The sequence below is a fragment of the Sodalis sp. (in: enterobacteria) genome, from assembly GCF_051710625.1.
GTDB lineage: Bacteria > Pseudomonadota > Gammaproteobacteria > Enterobacterales > Enterobacteriaceae > JBPESN01.
Genome location: NZ_JBPESN010000037.1, coordinates 1 through 22,958 on the forward strand (window position 1 = coordinate 1; position 22,958 = coordinate 22,958).

The following is a 22,958-nucleotide window of genomic DNA, read 5'->3' on the forward strand; positions in this document are numbered from 1 at the left end:
AAGATATAATATGTTTGTTATTATATATGTCTGCAAATGAACCAATGTACGTTACGCGCGCGACCATTTATCTTATTATCTACAGTATGCGCATATTTTTACTTAACGGGAAACATACATTCGTGAAAACGCATTCTCTTAAACCGCTTAACCTCGTTTTAGCCGCAGGGTTGTTGTCGCCGGTTGCAGCCGTGGCCGACGATTTCTCTCTCGGCGTTTCGGCTGTTTATGCCCCCAGCCCTTACCGGGGTGACGATGATAAAGTTTTGCCGTTTCCGCAGATTAATTATGATAGCCAGCACGTCTACGTTAAAGGATTAAGCGCCGGCTACTATTCTGTGGAAAGACGCGCAGAACCAGTTATCGGGGCCGGCGGTCTATGCGCCCTGGCATTTCCGGTCCAGTAAAAATGATTATGACGACATGAAAGCGCTGGACAGACGGCGCTCCACGGTCATAGCCGGTCTGCACTATAACCATACCGCGGATTGGGGGGGGGGTAGTGCGCGCGGAATATTTGGGCGATGTCCTGGATAATAGCGATGGCTTCACCGCTCATTTATCCTATCTGTACCCGATCCAGCAGGGCCAGTTTACCCTGGTGCCGGGCGTGGGCGCCATGTGGGCGAGTGAAAACCAGAACAACTATTTATGGCGTGAGCCGCAATGAATCGCGCCGCAGTGGTCTTCGTGAGTATCATGCCGACGACGGCTGGTCACCCTCTTATGTGGAGCTGACCGTGAATTACGCCATTACCCAGAGTTGGCATACTTACGTGATGGCGCGATATTTGCGTTTGAGCGATGAAGCGAAAGATAGCCCGATGAGCGACAGACAATCTATCGGTCTTATCGGGGTGGGTACCACCTACAGCTTCTGATGGTGCAGGGTATGCACTAAAACGGGGCGCATGCGCCCCGTTTACACATAGGCTGTGCAAATGCTCAACGCTATTTTCTTAAGGAGAAACTTTGAGCGCCAGCGACATTCGGTTTCCCGACGGGCACAACCTGCCCGCCATCGGTCAGGGAACATGGTATATGGGCGAGCGTAACAGCGCCATTGCACAGGAGGTGCGCGCGCTGCGCTGTGGCCTGGATGAAGTTTAACGCTTATCAATACCGCTGAAATGTACGGCGACAGCGGCTCGGAGCGGGTAGTGGGGCAGGCAACCGCCGGTAGTCGCGACGAGGTGTTTTTGGTGTCGAAGGTGTATCCGCAAAACGCCGGCGGGCAAAAAGCCGTCACCGCCTGTGAAAACAGTCTTCGCCGGCTGCAAACCGATCATCTGGATTTGTATCTACTCCATTAGCGCAGCGGGATCCCCCTGGCGCAGGCCGGCAACTTACGCAAGGGGTTAACTGCACCACGATGCCGTGCAGAGCATTGCCGCGGAATTAGGCGCGATCGCGGCGCAGGTGTTGTTAACATGGGTCATCCGCGAGCCGGGTGTTATCACCATCCCCAAGGCGGTAAGCGTGGCCCATGTGAAAGAGAATGCAGGCGCATTAGCGATAACGCTGTCCAGCGAACATCGTGAGGCGCTGGACCGGGCTTTTCCGCCACCGCGGCGCAAGACCTTCCTGGATAGCGCCTGACGTGTTGCCCGACGCGTCTGCCCACGCCGCAAAATGCGTGGGCAGCGCGGTGCCGCGCTAGCGGTTAAGCTTCCGGCCGGCATTGGACGGCGTGGGCGCCGTGCTCGCGCTGTTGCGGGCGACCGCTTGCGCCGCTTTAGGCCTTGCTCAGACGCCGCGCCCCCCGTTGTGCCGCCTCAGGACTTGCGCACACGCAGCGTTTGCCGTAAGCGCGCCGGCGTAGCGGGAGTGCTGATAAGCGGTGCATTGACCCGCACCGTCTCCACACACACATAGCTCAGATAACTGTCATCAGCCAAATCGCCGATCGATTGCGACAGCGATTGCCCACAGTTCCAGGCCACGACGTCGCTATGGTGCTGGTGGTGGACTTCAATCACGCGCCCCAGCACCGGATCATGAATCATGCTGGTTTCCGCCGGCGCGGTGTAAACGCGGTCCACTTCGCCGGAAAAGGTTAAATCTCCCTGTTGTTGGGCAGGCTGGGCACCGTTGACCTTATCGATAAAGTTGGTGCCAAGGCCGCTGACGTGAATATCGTCGATGGCTCCCACTGTGAAATAGCTGTGCAGCGCGGCCGTTGCCTGATAGTCAACCTCGGCTACCAGTTCGATACTGCAGGTCTGCCCGAGCGTAAAGTGGGCTTTAAGCGTGAACGTGTGGGGGAAAAAGGGTTCGGTCTGGGTGCTATCGCGCAAGGTAAAGGTCAGTTGAACCTGTTGGTCGTCCTCGCTGTGCTCGCTCAGTTCCCACGGAAGAATACGGGCGAAGCCATGATTCGGGGTCGCGACCTTGCCAAACCAGGGCCAGCAAATGGGCACGCCACCGCGGATAGCCACGCTTTCCTGAAAAGCGCTTTTCTCGCTTAACCACAGCACCGGTTGCTCGCCGGTGGGCTGCCAGGCGACAAGATGTGCGCCCTGCAACGTGACCGCCGCCCGCACCTGCGGATAGTCTACTACCACCAGCGGCAACTGATCCTGCTGGCGCAGCGTTAATGACGGCGAGAGCGTTTGCTTGACGGGCAAGGCAAAAAGAGAGTCGGACATGATATACCTCCTGAGTAAAAGAAAAAGGGCGACATCGCTGCCGCCCTTTCGTCATCCGGTCACCACGCTTATTTGTTGGCGATATGGGAGATCAGATCCAACACTTTATTGGAATAGCCCGTTTCGTTATCGTACCAGGCTACCAGTTTAACAAGTTTGTCGTTCAGCGCGATACCTGCTTTGGCATCGAACACGGAGGTCAGCTTTTCACCGTTGAAATCGGTGGACACCACGTCTTCATCGGTGTAGCCCATCACGCCTTTCAGCTCGCCTTCGGCGGCTTTTTTGATCGCGGCGCAGATGTCTTCATAAGAAGCCGGTTTTTCCAGACGCGCGGTCAGGTCGACCACTGAAACGTTCGGCGTCGGTACGCGGAAGGACATACCGGCCAGTTTACCGTTCAGCTCGGGGATCACTTTACCCACGGCTTTAGCCGCGCCGGTAGAGGAGGGGATAATGTTCTGGGATGCGCCGCGGCCGCCGCGCCAGTCTTTGTGAGACGGGCCGTCAACGGTTTTCTGTGTGGCCGTGGTGGCGTGAACGGTGGTCATCAGGGCTTCAACGATACCGAAGTTGTCATTGATGACCTTGGCCAGCGGCGCCAGGCAGTTGGTGGTACAGGAGGCGTTGGAAGCGATATCCTGGCCATCATAGGTTTTATGGTTAACGCCCATAACAAACATCGGCGTGTTATCTTTCGACGGGCCGGTCAGTACCACTTTCTTGGCGCCGGCGGTGATGTGCTTACGCGCTGTTTCGTCGGTCAGGAAGATGCCGGTGGCTTCAGCGACAACGTCTACGCCGACGTCGCCCCACTTCAGGTTAGCTGGATCCTTCTCAGCGGTACAACGGATGGTTTTACCGTTGACCACCAGATGAGCGTTCTCTACGGCGACGGCACCGTTGAAACGACCGTGGGTCGAGTCGTACTTCAGCATGTAGGCCATATAATCAGCATCCAGCAGGTCGTTGATGGCAACGATTTCGATGTCGTTACGTTCCTGCGCAGCACGGAAAACAATACGGCCGATACGGCCAAAACCGTTGATGCTTACTTTGATAGTCATATATTCCACCAGCTATTTAATAATGAATAAAAGGTTACTTGTAAATTTACAAAAACCTCGCGCGGCGTCAAGCGGAATCGTGTCAATAATTGCGACAAATCAATCCGGACCCCGCTCAGCGCACGATATGTGCGCAACTGACGTCAACACAGCTGTCGTCTATCATGGGGATGGCAGGGTTTAATATAAACGGCGACAGGTTGCAATATGTGATTTATGTCACACTTTTGCGGCGACAATGTGTCTTTGTAGAGTTTACGCCAAAATTGCCTGCCACGTTGTTAACCATTTGTTATAATAGTAATGCTGGAAAACATACCGACCCATCGCCCGAGAAGCGTAACAATGGCCAATAACACTCCCCCCAGATTACTCGAAAAAGTAATGACCGAGATGCAGCGTTATGTCACTCAACAACGGGGCACCGAGCCGCCCTACAGCGGTAAGCTGTTGGAAAATAAGCGAACCGGGCAGTACTATTGCCTGGTATGTCATGCGCTGCTTTTCTATTTCGAAACGAAATATGATTCCGGCTGCGGCTGGCCAAGTTTTTATGAGCCGGTAAGCGACGAGGCGATCCGCTACCTTGATGATGATAGCCACGGCATGCAGCGGATGGAAATCCGCTGCGGCAACTGCGATGCCCACCTGGGGCATGTATTTCCCGACGGGCCGCAGCTGCCCGGGGCGCGCTTTTGCGCCAACAGTGCCTCACTGCGTTTTCGGGACGGGGAAAACGGTGAAGAAATCGCCGGCTGAATCTTAAGATTTATCAATTCAGCTAATTATTCCACAGTAAGGGTGCGGTAATGGATGTTGAAGTACTACTGGCGACAATGACGCCGGAGATTTATCAGCGGTTGATGACCGCCGTGGAATTGGGCAAATGGCCCGATGGGGTAGCGTTGACGCCGGAACAGCAAGCCAACTGTTTGCAGATGGTAATGCTGTGGCAATCGCGCCATAACAGTTACCCTGAACACATGAGCATTGGTACCGACGGCTAGATCACCATGAAGAGCAAGTACGCCTTGCTGGAAGAATTGAAGGGCGCTACCGTCGAGGTGCTCAAACCCCGGTGATGTTTCCCCGCGCTGGAGGCTCAGCCGCCGTCTAAGCCTTGCCACGCGCTGCGGCGCCTTGCAAATCGCTTAACCGGTCGGTGTAGGGCGCCGCCGTCGGCCATAGGCGGCTTAGCGCGGGGTAAACTCTGCCGGTGGCGTCTGGAATTGTTTGCGCTGCTGGCTATCGTGAGCGCGCATGAAGCGCGGAACAAACGAAGCGTGCGGCCCACGGCTCAGGCATACAGCTCATCGGTGAGACGCACCGTGAAGACATCCAGCGTCAGTAATTTGGCGCCGCGGCGCGTCATCTCCATCAGCGCTTCTTCGCTGTCCTGCGGTTGCAGGTTGACCCCGCGGTAGCCATCGGTCAGCACTTCGGTGCCATAGCACTAAGTGCAGCGCATCCAGTACGCTATATTTAATGCAATAATCTGTGGCCAGTCCACCCCATCACGGTCAGCCGGTCAATCTGCCGCGCGCGCAGCCAGCCGTCGAGGGAGGTTTGCGCCCGGCGCCGGTTGTCGAAAAAGGTGCTATAACTGTCGATATGGCGCTGTTCGCCTTTGCGAAAAATTGCCGTCAGTCCCTCGCGATTCAGTCCGGGGTGAAAATCCGCGCCAGCGGTATTCTGCACGCGGTGAACCGGCCACCAGATTTGCGCCAGACCGTCCAGCGTGCCGAGGGTATTGACCGGTTGTCCGGCGTTAACGGCAAAGCTGCCATGATCCTGCGGGTGCTAGTCTTGGCTGGCAACGACGGGTATCCCGCACCGGACGCACAGCGCCAGCGCCGCATTGGCCACGGCGATCACCGTCTCCTCCTCCGGCACCGCGCCCCGGTGCAGAAATCCTGTTGTAACTCAACTAACAATAATGCGCTGGCCATGGCTTTCTCCCGATTCATCGAAGTGACTTAATTCACCGCGCAGACCCTGTTGCATAAGACGGCGAATAGCCAGATCCGGCAACGCCTGGCTAAGTAAAAAATGCAGCTTGGTCAGGGCGACCTCGACAGTCATATCAAACCCGCTGAGGACCCCGGCGCGGGCCAGGGCATTGCCGGTAGCATAACCGCCCATATCTACCCGGCCGGAGAGGCATTGCGTGAGATTCACCACCACAATCCCCCGACAGCCCGCCTATTTGAGCTCGTTGAGCAGCGCCAGATGCTGCGCGGTGCATTGCCCACGCCATATGACCGCAGGATAAGCGCCCGCACCGGCTGGCGCAGGAAGTTGCCGACCACGTCCGCCGAAATGCCGGGGTAGAGGGGGTGACGACGCCCACCGGCTGCGGTGTAATGGGATGCACAATAAGCGGACCCACGCCTGTGCTCCCCCGCGAGGGGGTCAGGCGGCGGATATGGATGCCCGCCTCCAGCAGCGGCGGCAAATTAGGCGAGGCGAATGCATCGAAGCCATCGGCGTGGGCCTCAGTCGCGCGTTTGCCGCGAAACAGGGTGTTATTGAAAAATAAGCCGACCTCACTCACCGGATAATGGGCGGCCAGATACAAGGCATTGAGCAGGTTGGTCTGCCCATCGGAGCGCAGTGCTTCCAGCGGGATCTGCGATCCGGTGATGATGACCGGCTTGTCCAGATTTTCCAGCATGAATGACCGCGCTGAGGCGGTAAACGCCATCGTATCCGTCCCGTGCAGGATAACAAAACCATCATAGCAGTCATAGTTGGCGGCGATATCGCGGGCGATGGTTTGCCAATCGTCGGGCGTCATATCCGACGAATCGATAAGAGGGGCATATTCATGCACGGTAAAGTCTGGCATTTCAGGGCGGTAAAATTCCGGCATTCGCGCCAGCTGGCGCTGCAAATGCCCGGAAATCGGCACGTAGCCCTTGTCCGAGCGCTGCATGCCGATGGTGCCGCCGCTATAGGAGACGTAGATGGATTTTTTTTGCATGGCGAGAGAGGCGTAATGGACAATAGCACCAATTATAAAGCGCATAATAAATAACACTATCCACACGGCGGGAGAAGTAACAACGCCCCGCCTCGGGGCGTTGTTTCAGGTTGCCCGGCGACGGGGCGCCAGGACGGTTACGGGTAACGCCCTAGTGCAAGATTTGCTCGCAGGAAAGGCAAAAGGCGTAACGATTTTGCGGATCGTTCCAGTTAAAGCCCAGGCCGGCATCTATCTTCAGCCTGTCCACCACCTGGGTGACCGGCGCCGGCAGCCAGGACTGGATACGCTGCAGCAGTAAAGCATACACCGAGGCGCTGGTCTGCGTGAACAGTAAATCCCACAGGCCCGGATCATCCAGATACCAGTTTAATTGGTATTGCTTCAACTGCGCCAGTTCAGTGGCTTTACTAACGGCGTCGTCGAAATCACCCACCCGATCGACCAGCCCGTTTTGCACAGCATCGCTGCCAATCCAGACATGGCCCTGGCCGATTTTGTCTATCTCCTCGGGGGTCTTGTGGCGGGATTGTGCGACCAAGGTGATAAAGTTGCGATAACCGTTTTCTACGCTAAGTTGCATCATCTGCGAGAATTCCGCCGGCAGCGTTTTGGTCAGCGACACATCTGCCAGCGGCGAAGTGGCGACGCCATCGGTGTGTACGCCGATGCTGTCGAGGGAGTTTTCCACGGTGTTAACCACCCCGAAGATGCCGATTGACCCGGTCAAGGTGCTGGCGCTGGCGATGATGTAATTGGCGGGAGTGGACACCCAATAACCGCCCGACGCCGCCATCCCGCCCATAGAAATTACCACCGGTTTGCCTGCGGCGCGCGCGGCGGCCAGCTCGGAACGAATGACCTCGGTGGCAGTAACGCTGCCGCCGGGGCTGTTCACCCGGAACACAATGGCTTTGATGTCGGGATCCATGCGCGCATCGCGGATCTGGTCGGCGGTGGTGTCGCCCCCGACCGATCCCGGCGTTTCCGTACCGTCGATGATGGCGCCATTGGCGAAAATAACGGCGATCTGACCGCCCTGTTGCGTTGGCGTCACCGGCTGATAATCATAAATACTGATGCCGTTAAACGCCTTGTCGCGCTTGTTCCAGCCAAACGCTTTGGTTAGGGCCGCGTCAATCGCCGAGCGGGACGCGACTTCATCCACCCATTTGTTATTGAGCGCGAATTGTGCAGTATTGCCCTCGACCGCGCGCAGACCATCCAGCATTGCCTGGGCACCCGGGAACAATTGTGCCGGCGTGGTTTGCCGATTGGTCGCCACTGTCGTCAAATAATGCTGCCACAGTTGACCCACCCAGCGGCTATCGGCTTCGCGGGCGTCGTCGGACATATTGTCGCGCAGGAAAGGTTCGACCGCGGATTTATAGGTGCCGACGCGAAAGATATGGCTATTGACCTTTAGCTTGTCGAGTAAGGTTTTATAGTAAAGGTTATTCGTTGCTATGCCGTGTAAATCCACCGCGCCCTGGGGCGTGAGATAGATTTTATTGGCATAGCTGGCAAGATAATATTGCGCCTGGCTATAGCTGTCGCCGACGGCATAGATAGGTTTACCGCTGTCGCGGAATTCGCGCAGCGCCTTGCCGATGTACTCCAGCGAAACCTGGTCCGCACCGGCAAAATCTTTCAACGACAAAACCAGCCCGGTGATATTGGCGTCGCCTTTCGCCTGGCGTAGCGTATCCACCACGTTAAACAGCGAATTTTCCTGCAGCCGGTTACTGGAAGCGCCCAGCAATCCGCGGCCAAGCTGACGGAATTTATTATTCATGGCCGGTTTGTCCACCACCGTACCGGTCAGATCCATCACCAGCGCGCCTTTTGCCAGCGTCGGCGGCGTGTGACGCATTTGTAAATAGATCCCGACGACGACGATGATGAGAACCACCAAAAATACATTAAGGATAAATTCACGGATGAAATTCAGTAAACGCCAGCACCATCTGAACGGGCCGGAAATAATTCGCCAAAATGTGCGCATGGGATCTCCAATAAAACAGCGAAGTTCAAAATCATAATATAAAATTTGTTCGGCCGCGCTTTAAAAAACGCTTCAGGTAAAGCTTACCAGCGCGCGCCGATAGCGCCGGCCGGGGGGCGGAAAATGCCGGAATCGCCCATGGCCGCCCCAATCAATGGCTGGCTGTTACCGGCCAGGGCGCTATGATACCGTTAGCGCCATACCTTACATCAGGATTGAACTCATGAATGCATTGGAACTGTTACTGAATCGCCGCTCGGCTTCCCGTTTGACCGAGCCCGCGCCGGCCGGTGAGACACTGGATCTGCTGCTGCGCGCAGGCATGCGCGCCCCGGACCATGGCGCTTTGCAGCCGTGGCGGTTTATTATTATCGAAGGGGAAGGCTGCACCCGTTTGGGCGAGCTGCTTGCTCAGTCGGCGATAAACGCCGGCATGGATCAGAAGGGCATCGACAAAGCGCAGCAGGCGCCATTTCGCGCGCCGCTGATAATCGCGGTCGTGGCCTATTGCGACACCCAAAGTAATGTGCCGCGCTGGGAGCAGGTGGTTTCCGCCGGCTGCGCGGTACACGCCATGCAAATGGCGGCGCTGGCGCAGGGATTCAACGGTATTTGGCGTACCGGCGTATGGACCTCGCAGCCGGATGTGCGCGCCGCGTTCGGTTGTCGTGAGCAAGATGAGATAGTCGGGTTCCTCTATCTCGGCACGCCCCAGTTGAAGGCCAGTACCACGCTTTTGCCCCCCGATACCGACGCCTTTGTGCGCCGTTTCTGATTGGCCGACGCACACCCTAGCCTCACCATGCACCCGGCCTTGGTGCATGGGTATCACGTTGCGATGCGTCTCGCCGCAGGCAATGAAGGCGCAGCGTCGGCAGGCTTAAAATGCTATGCTGTTGCGTTCAATACGGACGCTAACGATGGGTGTACACCTCACACATGCAGTCGTTTATTGCCGAAAAACCCAGCTTGGCCCGCGCCATCGCCGATGTTTTACCAAAGCCCCGCCGGTGGGGCGATGGCTACATTGCCTGCTGCCCGGATCACGTGGTGACCTGGTGTTATAGGGCATTTGCTAGAGCAGGCGCCGCCTGATGTCTATGACGGTTGCTATGCCCGCTGGTCGCTGGTCGCTGGCGGACTCGCCTATCATCCCTGAAAAGTGGCGGCTGCAGCCACGACCCTCGGTGCAAATACAGTTAAACGTGATTAAAACGCAGCTGGCTAAGGCGGAACGCGTTATCCATGCCGGCGACCCGGATCGCGAAGGACAATTGCTGGTAAATGAGGTGCTGGACTATCTGGCGTTCGACGAGGCTAAACGCCGGGACGCCAAACACTGTCTGGTCAATGACCTTAATCCCCAGGCGGTGAGCAAAGCGGTAAGCCGGCTGCGGGAAAACAGTGAGTTTGTGCCGTTGTGCGTGTCGGCGCTGGCACGCGCCCGTGCCGACTGGCTGTACGGTATTAACATGACCCGCGCTTATACCCTGATCGGCCGCAATGCCGGCTATCATGGTGTTTTGTTGGTGGGAAGGGTGCAGACGCCGGTGCTGGAGCTGGCGGTCAGGCGGGATGAAGAAATTGAACATTTCGTGCCCAAAGCCTATTTTGAAGTCAAAGCGCATATTGTGACACTGTCACAGAAGCGTTTTACCGCCCTGTGGGTGCCGAGCGACGCGTGTGAAAGCTGGCAGGACGAATAGGGGCGCTTGCTCTACATCGCCCGCTGGTGGAACACGTTGTCGCCCGTATTACTGGCCAGGCGGCGTACGTCATGCTGTATCAGGACAAGCGGGAATCGAAAGTGGCACCGCTGCCGTTCTCGCTGTCGGCGTTGCAGATCGAGGCCGCCAAACGCTTTGGCCTGAGCGCGCAGCAGGTGCTTGATACCTGCCAGCGGCTGTATGAAGCCCATAAGCTCAGCACCTATCCCCGATCTAATTGCCGCTATCTGCCGGAGGAGCATTTTGCCGGGCGTCAGGCGGCGCTTGCCGCCATTGCCGCTCATCAAGCCCGCGCTGATGACGCAAGGGCAACTCAATACCGACCAACGCAGCCGCTGCTGGAACGATAAAAAAGTGGATGCCCACCACGCCATTATCCCCCCCGCCCGCGCCCGCCACCCGCCACCCGCCGCTAAACGACAGCGAGCAGAAAATTTATGCTCTGGTAGCGCGTCAGTATCTGATGCAATTCTGTGCTGACGCGGTGTTTCGCCGCTGCACTATCGAACTGAATATCGTCGGGGGCAAATTTGTCGCCCGGGCCCGTTTCCTTGCCGCGGCGGGTGGCGCGCGCTGCTAGGGGCGAAAGAGCGGGATGAGGAAGACGAGGGCACGCCGTTGCCGGTGGTCGCAAAAGGGGATGCGCTGCTCTGCGAGCGCGGCGAGGTGGTGGCGCGTGAAACGCAGCCGCTGCGGCCATTTACCGACGCCAGTCTGTTGTCGGCCATGACCGGCATTGCCCGTTTTGTACAAGACAAGGCGCTGAAGAAAATTCTGCGCGCCACCGACGGCCTGGGCACTGAAGCGACGCGCTTCGGTATTATCGAGTTATTGTTCAAGCGCGGTTTTTGTTCAAACAAGGGCGCTGCATTCACGCCAGCGAGACCGGCCGCGGTTTGATCCACGTCCTGCCGCCGAGCGCTGAGGGTCCGGATATGACCGCGCAATGGGAGGCGTCGTTAACGCAGATAAGCGAGGAGCAGTGCCGCTATCAAGACTTTATGCAACCCTTGACGCATACGTTGCGGCAGCTAATAGAGCAGGCACGTCAGCAGCACGCGCCCTCGTCGCTGCGGCGGCAGCCGCCGGCGAGTAAAAAGCCGGCCTTCAAGCAGGCGCGGCGTAAGCGTAAACCCCCTCAGTCACCCGCCAGCCCGCAAGCTGCCGGCCGGCACAGTGCGGTCTAGCCTTCCAAGCGGCGGGGCGAGGCCGCGCACGGGTTATTAAGAGAGAGCCGCGATTTGGGTGCTCAGTAACCGATAAGGCGCGTGCACGCGCGTGATGACCTGTCTACGCGCATGATGCGATGATGAGTCCGCGCGCGTCAGGGTTCAGTACGATCCGCAACAACCGATCTCCTCGCGCCAGGGCCGTGCGCTTTAGCAGCACGGCGCAGTCGAAAAGTGCTAGCGGTAGGGCGCGGCTAAATCCGCGAGACTGTTGATGAGGCGTCGACAGGCGCGAAATCGCCGCGCGCGTTTTGCGCTATCAAGGCTTTAATGAGCGGGGCATTCGCCAGCGCCAGCGGCATGGTAAGCGCGTGGGTGGGCGCAAGTCACATATTACACTGTGACAGTGTAACAGCGGCTCACCGCTAAATGCTGTAACACGCCAGCCGTACAGCACAATTTCCCGCTCCCCGACAACATGGCACTGACTGGCGACAAACGCGCCAATATAAGCGTTGAGGGATAATTCCTCAAACAGCTCACGCTTGAGCGCCTGGAGCTGCGTTTCCCCCGGGTCGACTTTTCCGCCGGGTAGCTCCCACAAACCCGTCTGGTCACGGCTATCGTCGCACCGGGGCCAGCAGCAGGGCGCCGTCGCGCAGAATAAGCCTTGCTACCACATTGAGCGGTTGCGCCGTACTCACAAAGCGAAATCCGCCCACACCGGCGCGTGGTCCGACGGTTTGTCCATTGCGCGGATGGCGTAATCGATGCCGGTCGCCCGGACAACAGCCGCCAGCGGCTTCGAGGCCAGCAACAGATCGATGCGCTGGCCACGGTTTTCATCGAAGCCCCGCGAGCGATAATCAAACTAGGAGTAGAGACTATCGTCGGTCAGGTTCGCCTGGCGGTAAGTGTCTACCAGTCCCCATGACAGCAGGCGCTCCATCCACGCCCGTTCCTCCGGCAAGAATGAGCATTTCCCGGTGCGCAGCCAGCGTTTACGGCTCTCTTCGCCGATACCAATGTCCAGATCGGTGGGGCTGATATTCATATCTCCTATAATCAGCAGCAGAGACTCGCCGTGATGGCTTTGCTCCACATAGTCTTGCAAATCGCGGTAAAAACGCGCTTTGGGCGGAAATTTAAGCGGATGGTCACGGCTCTCCCCTTGGGGAAAGTAGCTATTGACCACCGTTAACACCCCTTTCGGGGTGAGAAAATCCGCCATGATAATTCGGCGCTGTGCCTCTGCGCCGCCGGTACTGAAACCGCGACGTATGGCCAGAGGTTTCTCGCGGGTGAGCAGCGCCACGCCGTAGTGCCCCTTCTGACCGTGGTAAATAAACATGGTAACCGTGGCGCGACACCTCTTCGAGAGGAAACATATCGTCGTGGACTTTGGTTTCCTGCAGACCGATAACCTCCGGTTGCAGCGTGGTGATGATGGCTTCAAGCTGATGCGGCCTGGCGCGTAGCCCGTTGACATTGAAAGAAACAAACTTCATCGTTTATGCCCGGTGAGAGTATTTTGGCTGATGTTAGCAGAAACCGCCAGACATGGAAACGCGCTTCAGTGGCCATGCCGGACGATAGAAGGTCAAGAAAGGTTTATCATCAGGCGGTGTAGTGAACGGGGTGAGAAAGGATGATTCGGCGCGTTGCGCCTCACCCTGCGGGCCGATGCTGCGCATCGTTGTCTCGCGCTGCTCGCCGCGAACCTGGGTCGAAGGTTCTCACCTTCCCCCGCGAAGCTCAAGGAAACGGGAGTGCCGTGTGTAAACGGGAGATTTATTCAGATGGTGGTGGGGGAAGGATTCGAACCTTCGAAGTCTGTGACGGCAGATTTACAGTCTGCTCCCTTTGGCCGCTCGGGAACCCCACCTGAGCGAAAACATGCGATAACGCGTCAGGCGGGACGCATCATATCAAATAAAGCGGCGCTGTAAAGCGCTAACGCGCGCACCCCGATTCTTTTGCCGCTTTTTTCTTCAGTCGTGTACAAAATCCGCGCGGCGACAGCAGGCTCGCCGCGCGCGGCCGGAGGCGAAATTAGAAAATCACGGTCCGGGTGCCGTAAACGAACACCCGCTGGGCAAGCATGCGCTACAGCGCCCGACTCAGCACATTTTTTTCGACATCCCGGCCCGCACGCATCATATCTTCCGCAATGTAAGTATGATCGACGTGAATGACGTCCTGGATAATGATGGGGCCTTCATCCAGATTGTCGTTAACGTAGTGGGCGGTGGCGCCGATGATTTTCACACCGCGTTCATAGGCCTGATGGTAGGGGCGCGCGCACCGATGAACGCCGGCGTTAGCACGCGCATGTACTTCGCCAGCACCACATAGTCGGGTGCGAACGTGTCAATCAACGCCATCATGCGCGCTTCACGCTCTTCACGGCTGAAGCCGTCGTGGCTGACCAGGGGATATCAAAGCGCTCCTCCAGCGCCCGCAGCGTCTCGTGGTTGCCTATTACCGCGGCAATATCTACATCGAGGCCGCCGTAGGCGCCTTTCATCAGCAAATCACCCAGACAGTGGGCTTCTTTCGTCACTAGCACGACAATGCGGCGCCGACCGGTATGATGGTCAACATACTCATTGTTCTGCACGATATTGAGTTGATGCTTGAAGCAAATGCTGGTGATTTGCGCAATTAGGCCTTTCGCATCCGGACACAGGGAGGGTGCGTAATACTTTTCGTTGTACGTTTTGCGACTGCATTGACTTGCGGATCCTGTCCTATCTATGAGTTTTGCCATGAAGCGGGCCGCGAGTAAACACCGGCCGGATTATTGTCCACAACACTTTTTGTACTTAAGGCCGGAGCCGCACGGGTATAGCGCATTTCTGCCGGGTACGATATGCCGGCCGTCGACATAATACCAGCGTTTGTTGCGACGGACAAAGCGTGAACGTTCATAAATAAAGCCATTGCGCCGCTGCCGCTCGTCGTAGACGCGAGCCAGAAAAATCACATAGCCGGAATCGCTATTCTGGCCGGCGGCGCATTCCTGCACCGGCAAACCGCGCCAGCGGGTAGTACGGAAGCCGGCCGTGATGTCATCGCGCCACGCCTCGGCGCCGGCTTGCGGGTGCCAGGTGGCAATCAAATAATCCCCATCCTGAATAACAAAGGCGCTGTAGCGCGACCACATTAATTGTTCAGGCGTTGAGGGCAGGGCGTCTTTGGTAATGAACGGGGCCCAGCAATCGGCATAAAGTTTACCGCTATTGCAGGGACAAAGTGAGCGCACGGTACTCCCGGATTCGGGGCGGTGTCCAGACGGGATACGGCTGGCACATAGAAACAAAAAAGGTATTTTACCCGCATTGACCGCGGGCGCGACTTTTTTGCACGAATATAGGTGAATAACTGTCCGGCAGGGGTCGCCAGGCCGAGGTTTTCCCCTTAATCGGCGGTTAACCCCTTGTCAAGCCGGCGCAAAAGCTCCATCATTTTGCACTGCAAAGATGCAAATTTCCCTAAGGGCGACTATGCTCGTTAGAGGCGCATCGGGATTTTAACGTCGCTGGCAATAGCATCATGGCCGTTAAATGGAGTAGCAATGAAGCCGTCGGGATAGCCGGGCGCCCGGTTTTTTGACTATGTACGCGGATGAAAAACCAGCAGCAGACTAAACAGCCCCTGTCATTACTTATAAGCAAAAGTGGTGTGTTTCAGCCACTGTCAGAGATAAGGGGAGGAAGGGGTTTCAACGGCTAAACCATTAGCAAACAAATTAGTTCTAATCATTGAGGATGAGGCGGTTTTTCGATCCGTGCTGAAGCAATTTCTTCTGACATTAGGGGCTGATGTTGTCGAGGGCGATCAAGGGCAGCATGCACTGGACAGGTTGGTGGCCATCCGTCCGGATCTTATCATCTGCGATCTGGAAATGCCCGAGATGAACGGTCTGACCTTTGTTGAGCGTTTTCGCGCGACCGATACCGCAACGCTAATCCTGATTGTCTCCGGCACCGATCAAATGACCGATATCGCCCGGGTTCTCCGCATCGGGGTGCAAGACGTACTGCTTAAACCGGTGGAGGATTTCGCCCGCCTGCGTGAAACGGTACTGGGCTGCCTTTACCCTCATATGTTCACCTTTAAGGTCGACGAAGAAGAGCAACCGTTCCAGGATTGGGACGCGCTGAATCAACAGCCGGGCGCCGCGGCCAAACTGCTCAAGCAACTGCAGCCGCCCGTACAGCAGCATATTGCGCAATGCCGGGTCAATTATCGCCAATTGACCATGGCGGAATAGCCGGGTTTGGTGCTGGATATATCGCCGCACTCTCCGATCACGATTTGGCCTTTTACTGCCTTGATGTCACGCACGCGGAAGAAAAAGGCGTATTGGCAGCGTTGTTGTTGCGTGCGTTGTTCAACGGTTTATTACAGGAGCATCTGGCTAATTGCACGCACCGGTTGCCGGAATTATCCCCCTTGTTGAAACAGGTGAATCAACTTTTGCGTAAAGCGAATCTCGACGGACAATTTTTTTATTAGTAGGCTACTATCATCGCGTAATGAATAATTTAATTTTGGTTTCAGCCGGCCTCAACGCAACGCTCAATACCAATAATCAGCAAATCTAGCTAAATAGCGGCGTACCGCTGGGCTCAATGGGGAATACCTACCTGAATCAGGTGCCAACACTGCACCGCCTGGTAGTGCCAGGTCTGGGGCGCCGCCGACCGTCTGCGGCTGATGCTCAACACCGATTGACGTGCGAATGCACGTCGACTTTCGTATAGAGAATAATCAAGTTAATACCTTTTAACCATCACTATTAAGTAATAGTTCTATTTTAGACTGAACGCCCATTATTCCACGGGGTTCCCATGCCGAAACTGATATAATCGAAAAGTTAAACATATTATAGAAATAAAATTTTATCTTCACGAAAGAGAGGTGGTTCATGTCTGCTATTACGACCAAAGTGAAAAAAGCAGTAATCCCGGTGGCGGGACTAGGTACACGAATGTTGCCGGCAACCAAAGCTATCCCGAAGGAAATGCTTCCCCTGGTGGATAAGCCTCTGATTCAGTATGTGGTGAATGAATGTATCGCCGCGGGCATCAATGAGATTATCCTGGTGACCCACTCCTCCAAAAATTCCATTGAAAACCATTTTGATACCAACTTTGAGCTGGAAGCCATGCTGGAAAAACGCGTCAAGCGGCAGCTGTTAACGGAGATTCAGGCGATTTGCCCGCCCCATGTCACCATCATGCAGGTTCGTCAGGGGCTGGCCAAAGGGCTGGGCCACGCGGTATTGTGCGCACATCCGCTGGTGGGTGACGAGCCGGTTGCGGTGATTTTGCCCGACGTGATTATCGATGAATATGAATCAAACCTGAAGAGCGAAAATCTGGCGGCGATGCTAAAACGCTTTGAAGATACCGGCCGTAGCCAGATTCTGGTCGAGCCGGTGGAAGATGTCACAAGCTACGGCGTGGTCGATTGCCAGGGTAAAACCCTTAACCCGGGCGAAAGCGTAGAGATGGTCGGCGTGGTTGAAAAACCGTCTGCGAAAGAGGCGCCGTCGAATTTGTCCGTGGTGGGCCGCTATGTCCTTTCCACTGATATCTGGGCACTGTTGGAAAAAACCCCGTCGGGAGCCGGTAATGAAATTCAGCTGACCGATGCCATTGCGATGCTGGTGGATAAAGAAACCGTAGAAGCCTACCACCTGATGGGGCTAAGCCATGACTGCGGCAACAAATTGGGTTATATGCAGGCGTTCGTGGAATACGGCCTGCGTCATGAAAGTCTTGGCAAAGAGTTCAAAACGTGGTTAAAAGACCCCATTACACAATAAAGCGCTGAAGTTTTTGGTTATACATTGACACAGACCAGGATCTACCAACATGAAAGTAACGATTTTTGGTATCGGCTATGTCGGCTTGGTGCAGGCTGCGGTATTAGCCGAAGTGGGGCATGACGTGCTGTGCGTCGACGTGGATGAGCGCAAGGTCGAGAATCTGAAAAAAGGCGTGATTTCCATTTATGAACCGGGGCTGACGCCGCTGGTACAGCAGAATTATGAAGCCGGCCGGCTGAAATTTACCACGGACGTGCAGGCCGGCGTCAATCATGGGGTTATGCAGTTTATTGCGGTGGGCACGCCGCCGGACGAAGACAGCTCGGCAGACTTGAAATATGTCACCGCCGTGGCGCGTACTATCGCCCAATATATGAACGATCATAAAGTGGTGCTGGATAAATCCACCGTACCGGTCGGTACCGCCGATAAAGTTCGCGCCGTGATGCAGGAAACGCTGCAAAGCCGTAATAGCACGCTGACCTTCGATGTGGTGTCCAATCCCGAATTTCTGAAGGAAGGGGCCGCGGTGGCCGACTGCATGCGTCCTGAACGCATTGTGGTCGGCACCGACAACGAAGATGTGGTGGACTTGCTCCATGAGCTGTATGAGCCGTTCAACCGCAATCACCACCGGATGATTCTGATGGATATCCGCAGCGCCGAGCTGACGAAATATGCCGCCAACTGTATGCTGGCAACCAAAATCAGCTTCATGAATGAAATGTCTAACCTAGCGGAGCTGCTGGGCGCGGACGTGGAGAAAGTGCGCCAGGGTATCGGTTCTGACTCGCGTATTGGCTACAGCTTTATCTATCCGGGCTGTGGGTATGGTGGCTCCTGCCTCCCGAAAGACGTGCAGGCACTGATCCGTACCGCCGAGCAAATTGGTTACCAGCCTAAGCTGCTGCAGGCGGTAGAAGACGTCAACTACCAGCAGAAAGACAAACTGCCTGCTTTCATCCGCCGTCATTTCGGCGACGATCTGAGCGGCAAAACCTTTGCGTTGTGGGGGCTGTCGTTCAAACCCAATACCGACGATATGCGCGAAGCGTCAAGCCGGGTGTTGATGGAAGCGCTATGGGCAGCGGGGGCGACCATTCAGGCTTTCGATCCGGAAGCGATGAATGAAACCCAGCGCATTTATGGCTATCGTGACGATCTGCAACTGATGGGCACCAAAGAAGCCGCCTTGCGTGGCGCCGATGCCCTGGTTATCTGCACCGAATGGCAGAACTTCCGCGCGCCAGATTTCGATGTCATTAAATCGGCGCTGAAACAGCCCGTTATCTTTGATGGACGTAACTTGTACGATCCGGAACGCCTCGCCAATCGCGGCTTTGTTTATTATGGCATCGGCCGCGGCGCGTCGCTTGTCTCTCATTGAGAAGAGACCGCGATGAAATTTCTGGTCACCGGCGCCGCCGGTTTTATCGGCTATCATGTCAGTGGTCGTTTGCTCGCTGACTGTCATCAGGTTGTCGGTATCGACAACCTGAGCGATTATTATGATGTGTCGCTGAAGCAAGCGCGCCTTGACGGCCTGCAGGCCTATAAGACTTTCCGCTTTCACAAGCTGGATTTGGCAGACCGGCAGGGCATCGCCAGCCTGTTTGCCAGCGAACGCTTCACGCGGGTGATTCACCTCGGCGCACAAGCCGGGGTACGGTATTCGCTGAAGAACCCGCTGGCCTATGGCGACGCTAACCTTATCGGTCATCTGAATATTCTTGAGGGATGCCGGCACAATCAGGTACAGCACCTGCTGTATGCCTCCTCCAGTTCGGTCTATGGTCTTAACCGCAAGTTGCCTTTCTCGACGGATGATACTGTCGACCATCCGGTGTCGCTGTATGCGGCCACCAAAAAAGCCAACGAGCTGATGGCGCATACCTATGCGCACCTGTACCAGTTGCCTACCACCGGCCTGCGCTTTTTTACCGTCTACGGCCCGTGGGGGCGTCCGGATATGGCCTTGTTTAAGTTCACCCGGGCGATGCTAAACGGTGAGCGTATCGATGTCTATAACGGCGGTGAAATGCTGCGCGATTTCACGTATATCGACGATATCGTGGAAGCGATCGTGCGTCTGCAGGACGTGATTTCGGCGCCGGATGCCGACTGGTCGGTAGAAACCGGTTCACCGGCGGCGAGCTCCGCGCCTTACCGCGTCTATAATATCGGTAACAGTCAGCCGGTAAAGCTGATGGACTATATCGAAGCGCTGGAGGACGCGCTCGGCATTCAAGCCGAGAAAAACCTGCTGCCGATGCAGCCCGGTGATGTGTTGGAAACCAGCGCGGATACGCAGGCGTTGTGTCGCGCTATTGGCTTCAAACCGCAGACGCCGGTGACGGAAGGGGTGAAACGTTTCGTGAAGTGGTATCGGGATTATTACCAGCGTTAATGTATTGCCCTATCAGCAGAGATGACAGCGGCCCGTTGGCCATTTTTTTGCCAGGAGTAAAGGGGGTCCCGGGCTTCCGTGCAAGAAGGCCCTGGCACACCCTGTTGCGCTGCGCTAGAGGGCTTATTATGCGCAAAGGGCCGCCAGGGTGGCGTTTATGCAAGGCGCTTCGGTCCTTGTATTGTCGCATCCACCCCGGGGAGGCCCTAACGAGGCCCGTTAAGCGCCGGAGCAGCCGGTGACGCCGCAGCAGAGCGCCGGCAAGGGTACCCCACACCGGGTCGATACAAAAGCCGGTCCTTTACCGCACCTTGCAGATGGAATAGGAAACGCTATCCGGCAGTGAACACGACGGTGCGGCGGTAACGGTGTGAACATGGGCTCTCCATGGTTGCGGTCCACGCCCGTCTTTGTCGCAAATATTCCGCTCCGGCGGTTCATCTCCCGACGAGAATAATGCGGGTCGAGAAAAGTCCCAGCACACACGTTGGATTCTACAGCGCAAAAACGGCGTTTTTTCATTATTCTTTTGGCGATTGACCAAATGCTGGGGTGGCGGGCAAAGAAGGAAATATGGCTCGCACATAGGCACCTCTTGTTCGCGCAACGCGCGGATTGCCGGATTATAACGGGACGGGGAAGATTCACTCGCTAATATACACGCAGGTTAACGAACCTTTTCACTGGATGAAAAAGCTATCAATAATGCAGCATAACGCACATTTTGGTAGCAGTGTAGCCCTATTTTAGTCTTGAAATTTGCCGTCTTCTTTACTGCCTTTTGCAATATACTGCAGGAAAAAAGGGCATACGCTTACCGTCAAGGATAGAAATCACTGTAGGTGAAATATTTCTTGAACATCAAAATGTCCTCTAATCAAACCGGGTTCCGGGTTCCGGGTTCCGGGTTCCGGGTTCCGGGTTCCGGCTTTTTAACTCATTAGTAAATTAGCGGACAGAAATGCATCAATTTGTCACAATGGAATAGCGCTAACCCCGCCCGCGAGTATGCGAATGTGAAGATTATGTTGGATTATAACGGCGCAATGGCGGTGCTAGCGTGAAACGCCGGGGGTTATCCCCACGCTCACCGCCGCTCGCTAGTTAATTATTCTATTCATAATTTACTTATCACAAGGTTTGTTTACTGATTATTAAACGGCGTGGCGGTGGAATAGACTTTCACTTAGCCAAAGCGTGTGCAACAGGAAGGGGAATTGATCAACGGATAGGGCGTTTGTCGCCGCGGGCGGCGCCGGTGGCACATAAAAAAACCCGCTGCGGGCAGCGGGTTTTTTGTAACTTGGATCAAGCAGGCGATTACAGCAGGAAATCTTCCAGTGCTTTGCCTTCTTCATCAATCGCTTTTTTGATTAGCGCAGGGGTACGGCCTTGACCGGTCCAGGTTTTGACGTCGCCGTTCTCGTCGGTGTACTGATACTTCGCCGGACGAGCGGCACGCTTGATTTTACCAGCGGATTTGGAGAAAGTTATCGACTGCAGCAATTCGTTCGGGTCGATGCCATCGGCAATCAACATTTCACGGTATTGCTGTAATTTACGCGTACGCTCTTCAATTTCAGCCTGGGCTTGACTATCTTCCTCACGGCGTTCATTGACAACGACCTCTAGTTTCTCCAGCATTTCTTCAAGAGTTTCCAGAGTGCATTCTCTGGCCTGTGCGCGCAGAGTACGGATGTTGTTAAGAATCTTTAGTGCTTCGCTCATTGACTTAATCTCGAATATTATAAATAGGGCATCTCAGTAATAGTAGAGCGCTAGTTTCTTTTCTGCAATACCCAGATTGTGATTAATCAAAAATATTCTTTATAAATGCCCATGACCCCGCAACTGTAAATATATTGTGTTCGTCAGGCGAGGCAAAATTGATTCATCAGGTTCCGTTTTTCCTTCAGTACGCCTTATGAGTGCATAATGCACTGCTGATTTCATTATAAGGAAGGTTTATATCACTGCAGCCGCGGAGGGGCTTATAACCGCTGCAGCCCTTACCTGAGGCTGAAAAATAAAAGCTTTCTAGCATAATCTCCTGCAATTTTTATATCATCTGCGGTGGGACAGATGCCCGGCTTACTCGCGCGTTATCGCGATAAATGTCGTCCGCTGGCGTGCTAATGCCCATTGCGCGCGCGGCTTTGGCGTGTAAAAACTATAACCCGGACGCCGTTGACGAAGGATGCGCGTTTTTTATTGTTTGTGGAAGCAAGTTATTGTCTCGAGCGCTTGCCGCCGTTGCTGGCCGGCGGATTGCCGGCGCCGAGCCAGCTTCATCCCGCCGGCAAATATGATACACTCTTATCCTATTTATTTGCTCCTATCATTGAGACGGAGTGCCGGGCCGATGGCGCAACTTTATTTTTATTATTCTGCAATGAATGCCGGCAAGACAACCTCGCTGCTGCAGTCCTCCTATAATTATCAAGAACGCGGCATGCGCACGCTCGTGTTCACGGCGGAAATCGACGATCGTTACGCCCGTGGGCAGGTTCATTCGCGCATCGGGTTGTCTTCGCCTGAGGAGGTGTTTTCTGCCCAAACCGATATGTATGCGGCCGTGGCGGCCGCGCACGAACAGCAGACCGTACATTGCGTGCTGGTGGATGAATGTCACTTTCTAAGCCGTGAACAGGTTGCCGGGTTATGTGCCGTGGTCGATAAGCTGACTATTCCGGTACTGTGCTATGGCCTGCGCACCGATTTTCGCGCTGAGCCGTTTGCCGGGAGTTTGTGGCTGCTCGCCTGGGCAGACAAACTGGTGGAATTGAAAACCGTTTGCTACTGCGGTCGCAAGGCCAACCGTGTGCTCCGTATCGATGAGCAGGGTAAAGCCGTTCACGATGGGCAACAAGTGGTCATTGGCGGTAATGATCGCTATGTGTCGGTCTGCCGTAAGCATTTCACCGCCGCGCTGACGCGTTCGGCACCGGTGCCGGAAATGAACATCCTGCCTCACGCATTGTAGTGGTCAACTAAAACTGGCCACCGCGTTAGCGTTTTTCCAGTATCTATTTTCTGATTCGTTTGGTGGCAACCCACCGTTATATTTATGCGGCCTGAGTGCGCTGTAATATCCCACGATATAGTCGGTAATT

12 protein-coding genes, 1 tRNA gene, 1 other RNA gene and 11 pseudogenes are annotated in these 22,958 nt (G+C 55.5%); 12 read left to right on the forward strand and 13 right to left on the reverse strand.

The annotated features are described in order from the left end of the window. The 3 pseudogenes from ACTBDU_RS10235 to ACTBDU_RS10245 form a co-directional block, all read left to right on the forward strand. Positions 1–407: pseudogene (locus ACTBDU_RS10235) on the forward strand (hypothetical protein); the annotation flags it as partial. 95 nt (positions 408–502) lie between these two features. Beyond that, a pseudogene (locus ACTBDU_RS10240) lies at positions 503–881 on the forward strand (MipA/OmpV family protein). A gap of 91 nt (positions 882–972) precedes the next feature. Next, positions 973–1,599, forward strand: a pseudogene (locus ACTBDU_RS10245) (aldo/keto reductase). Between the two features lie 176 nt (positions 1,600–1,775). Here the strand turns inward: ACTBDU_RS10245 and ACTBDU_RS10250 are convergent. Further along, entirely contained in the window at positions 1,776–2,648 is an 873-nt protein-coding gene (locus ACTBDU_RS10250) for a D-hexose-6-phosphate mutarotase (protein ID WP_438806396.1), read from the reverse strand. Between the two features lie 68 nt (positions 2,649–2,716). Continuing rightward, a complete protein-coding gene (gene gapA, locus ACTBDU_RS10255; RefSeq protein WP_438806397.1) occupies positions 2,717–3,715 on the reverse strand; it encodes a glyceraldehyde-3-phosphate dehydrogenase in 999 nt (332 codons plus the stop codon). A gap of 345 nt (positions 3,716–4,060) precedes the next feature. On the opposite strand from gapA, the gene msrB reads away from it, so the two are divergent. Beyond that, entirely contained in the window at positions 4,061–4,474 is a 414-nt protein-coding gene (gene msrB / locus ACTBDU_RS10260; protein WP_438806398.1) for a peptide-methionine (R)-S-oxide reductase MsrB, read from the forward strand. A gap of 50 nt (positions 4,475–4,524) precedes the next feature. Continuing rightward, positions 4,525–4,797: pseudogene (locus ACTBDU_RS10265) on the forward strand (YeaC family protein). 215 nt (positions 4,798–5,012) lie between these two features. On the opposite strand, the pseudogene pncA reads toward ACTBDU_RS10265, so the two are convergent. The 3 genes and pseudogenes from pncA to sppA form a co-directional block, all read right to left on the reverse strand. Next, a pseudogene (pncA, locus tag ACTBDU_RS10270) lies at positions 5,013–5,664 on the reverse strand (bifunctional nicotinamidase/pyrazinamidase). Continuing rightward, a pseudogene (ansA, locus tag ACTBDU_RS10275) lies at positions 5,639–6,698 on the reverse strand (asparaginase). Before ansA ends, pncA begins: the two co-directional pseudogenes overlap by 26 nt. Positions 6,699–6,849: 151 nt before the next feature. Next, positions 6,850–8,703, reverse strand: coding sequence for a signal peptide peptidase SppA (gene sppA, locus ACTBDU_RS10280; RefSeq protein ID WP_438806399.1), 1,854 nt, complete (start codon positions 8,701–8,703; stop codon positions 6,850–6,852). 223 nt (positions 8,704–8,926) lie between these two features. Between sppA and ACTBDU_RS10285 the strand changes: the two genes are divergently transcribed. Both ACTBDU_RS10285 and ACTBDU_RS10290 read left to right on the forward strand, forming a co-directional pair. Continuing rightward, a complete protein-coding gene (locus tag ACTBDU_RS10285; RefSeq protein ID WP_438806400.1) occupies positions 8,927–9,478 on the forward strand; it encodes an NAD(P)H nitroreductase in 552 nt (183 codons plus the stop codon). 164 nt (positions 9,479–9,642) lie between these two features. After that, positions 9,643–11,617, forward strand: a pseudogene (locus ACTBDU_RS10290) (DNA topoisomerase III). A 301-nt stretch (positions 11,618–11,918) separates the two neighbouring features. Here the strand turns inward: ACTBDU_RS10290 and ACTBDU_RS10295 are convergent. The 6 genes and pseudogenes from ACTBDU_RS10295 to ACTBDU_RS10320 form a co-directional block, all read right to left on the reverse strand. Beyond that, positions 11,919–12,203 (reverse strand): NUDIX domain-containing protein, encoded by a 285-nt coding sequence (locus ACTBDU_RS10295; protein WP_438806401.1) that lies wholly within the window; start codon positions 12,201–12,203, stop codon positions 11,919–11,921. Positions 12,204–12,299: 96 nt separating this feature from the next. Then, positions 12,300–13,107 (reverse strand): annotated as a pseudogene (xthA, locus tag ACTBDU_RS10300) (exodeoxyribonuclease III). Positions 13,108–13,231: 124 nt separating this feature from the next. Then, positions 13,232–13,359: non-coding RNA, RtT sRNA (locus ACTBDU_RS10305), on the reverse strand. Positions 13,360–13,399: 40 nt separating this feature from the next. Next, positions 13,400–13,484 (reverse strand) — tRNA-Tyr (locus ACTBDU_RS10310). Between the two features lie 221 nt (positions 13,485–13,705). Then, positions 13,706–14,331 (reverse strand): annotated as a pseudogene (locus ACTBDU_RS10315) (formyltransferase family protein). Between the two features lie 68 nt (positions 14,332–14,399). Then, entirely contained in the window at positions 14,400–14,864 is a 465-nt protein-coding gene (locus ACTBDU_RS10320) for a YchJ family metal-binding protein (protein WP_438806402.1), read from the reverse strand. Between the two features lie 495 nt (positions 14,865–15,359). On the opposite strand from ACTBDU_RS10320, the pseudogene rssB reads away from it, so the two are divergent. The 4 genes and pseudogenes from rssB (at position 15,360) to ACTBDU_RS10340 (ending at position 19,845) form a co-directional block, all read left to right on the forward strand. Beyond that, positions 15,360–16,285 (forward strand): annotated as a pseudogene (rssB, locus tag ACTBDU_RS10325) (two-component system response regulator RssB). A gap of 247 nt (positions 16,286–16,532) precedes the next feature. Then, positions 16,533–17,435 (forward strand): UTP--glucose-1-phosphate uridylyltransferase GalU, encoded by a 903-nt coding sequence (galU, locus tag ACTBDU_RS10330; protein WP_438806403.1) that lies wholly within the window; start codon positions 16,533–16,535, stop codon positions 17,433–17,435. Positions 17,436–17,484: 49 nt separating this feature from the next. Further along, positions 17,485–18,825: a UDP-glucose dehydrogenase family protein gene (locus tag ACTBDU_RS10335; protein WP_438806404.1), complete on the forward strand. Its 1,341-nt coding sequence runs from the start codon at positions 17,485–17,487 to the stop codon at positions 18,823–18,825. A gap of 12 nt (positions 18,826–18,837) precedes the next feature. Beyond that, the gene (locus tag ACTBDU_RS10340) at positions 18,838–19,845 is read left to right on the forward strand and encodes an NAD-dependent epimerase (RefSeq protein WP_438806405.1); all 1,008 of its coding nucleotides are present in this window, start codon (positions 18,838–18,840) and stop codon (positions 19,843–19,845) included. Positions 19,846–21,165: 1,320 nt separating this feature from the next. On the opposite strand, the gene hns is transcribed toward ACTBDU_RS10340, so the two are convergent. After that, positions 21,166–21,573, reverse strand: a complete 408-nt coding sequence (gene hns, locus ACTBDU_RS10345) for a histone-like nucleoid-structuring protein H-NS (protein ID WP_438806406.1) — start codon at positions 21,571–21,573, stop codon at positions 21,166–21,168. Positions 21,574–22,207: 634 nt separating this feature from the next. Between hns and ACTBDU_RS10350 the strand changes: the two genes are divergently transcribed. After that, positions 22,208–22,828 (forward strand): thymidine kinase, encoded by a 621-nt coding sequence (locus ACTBDU_RS10350; protein ID WP_438806407.1) that lies wholly within the window; start codon positions 22,208–22,210, stop codon positions 22,826–22,828. A gap of 3 nt (positions 22,829–22,831) precedes the next feature. Here the strand turns inward: ACTBDU_RS10350 and ACTBDU_RS10355 are convergent. Further along, positions 22,832–22,958 (reverse strand): annotated as a pseudogene (locus tag ACTBDU_RS10355) (IS3 family transposase); the annotation flags it as partial.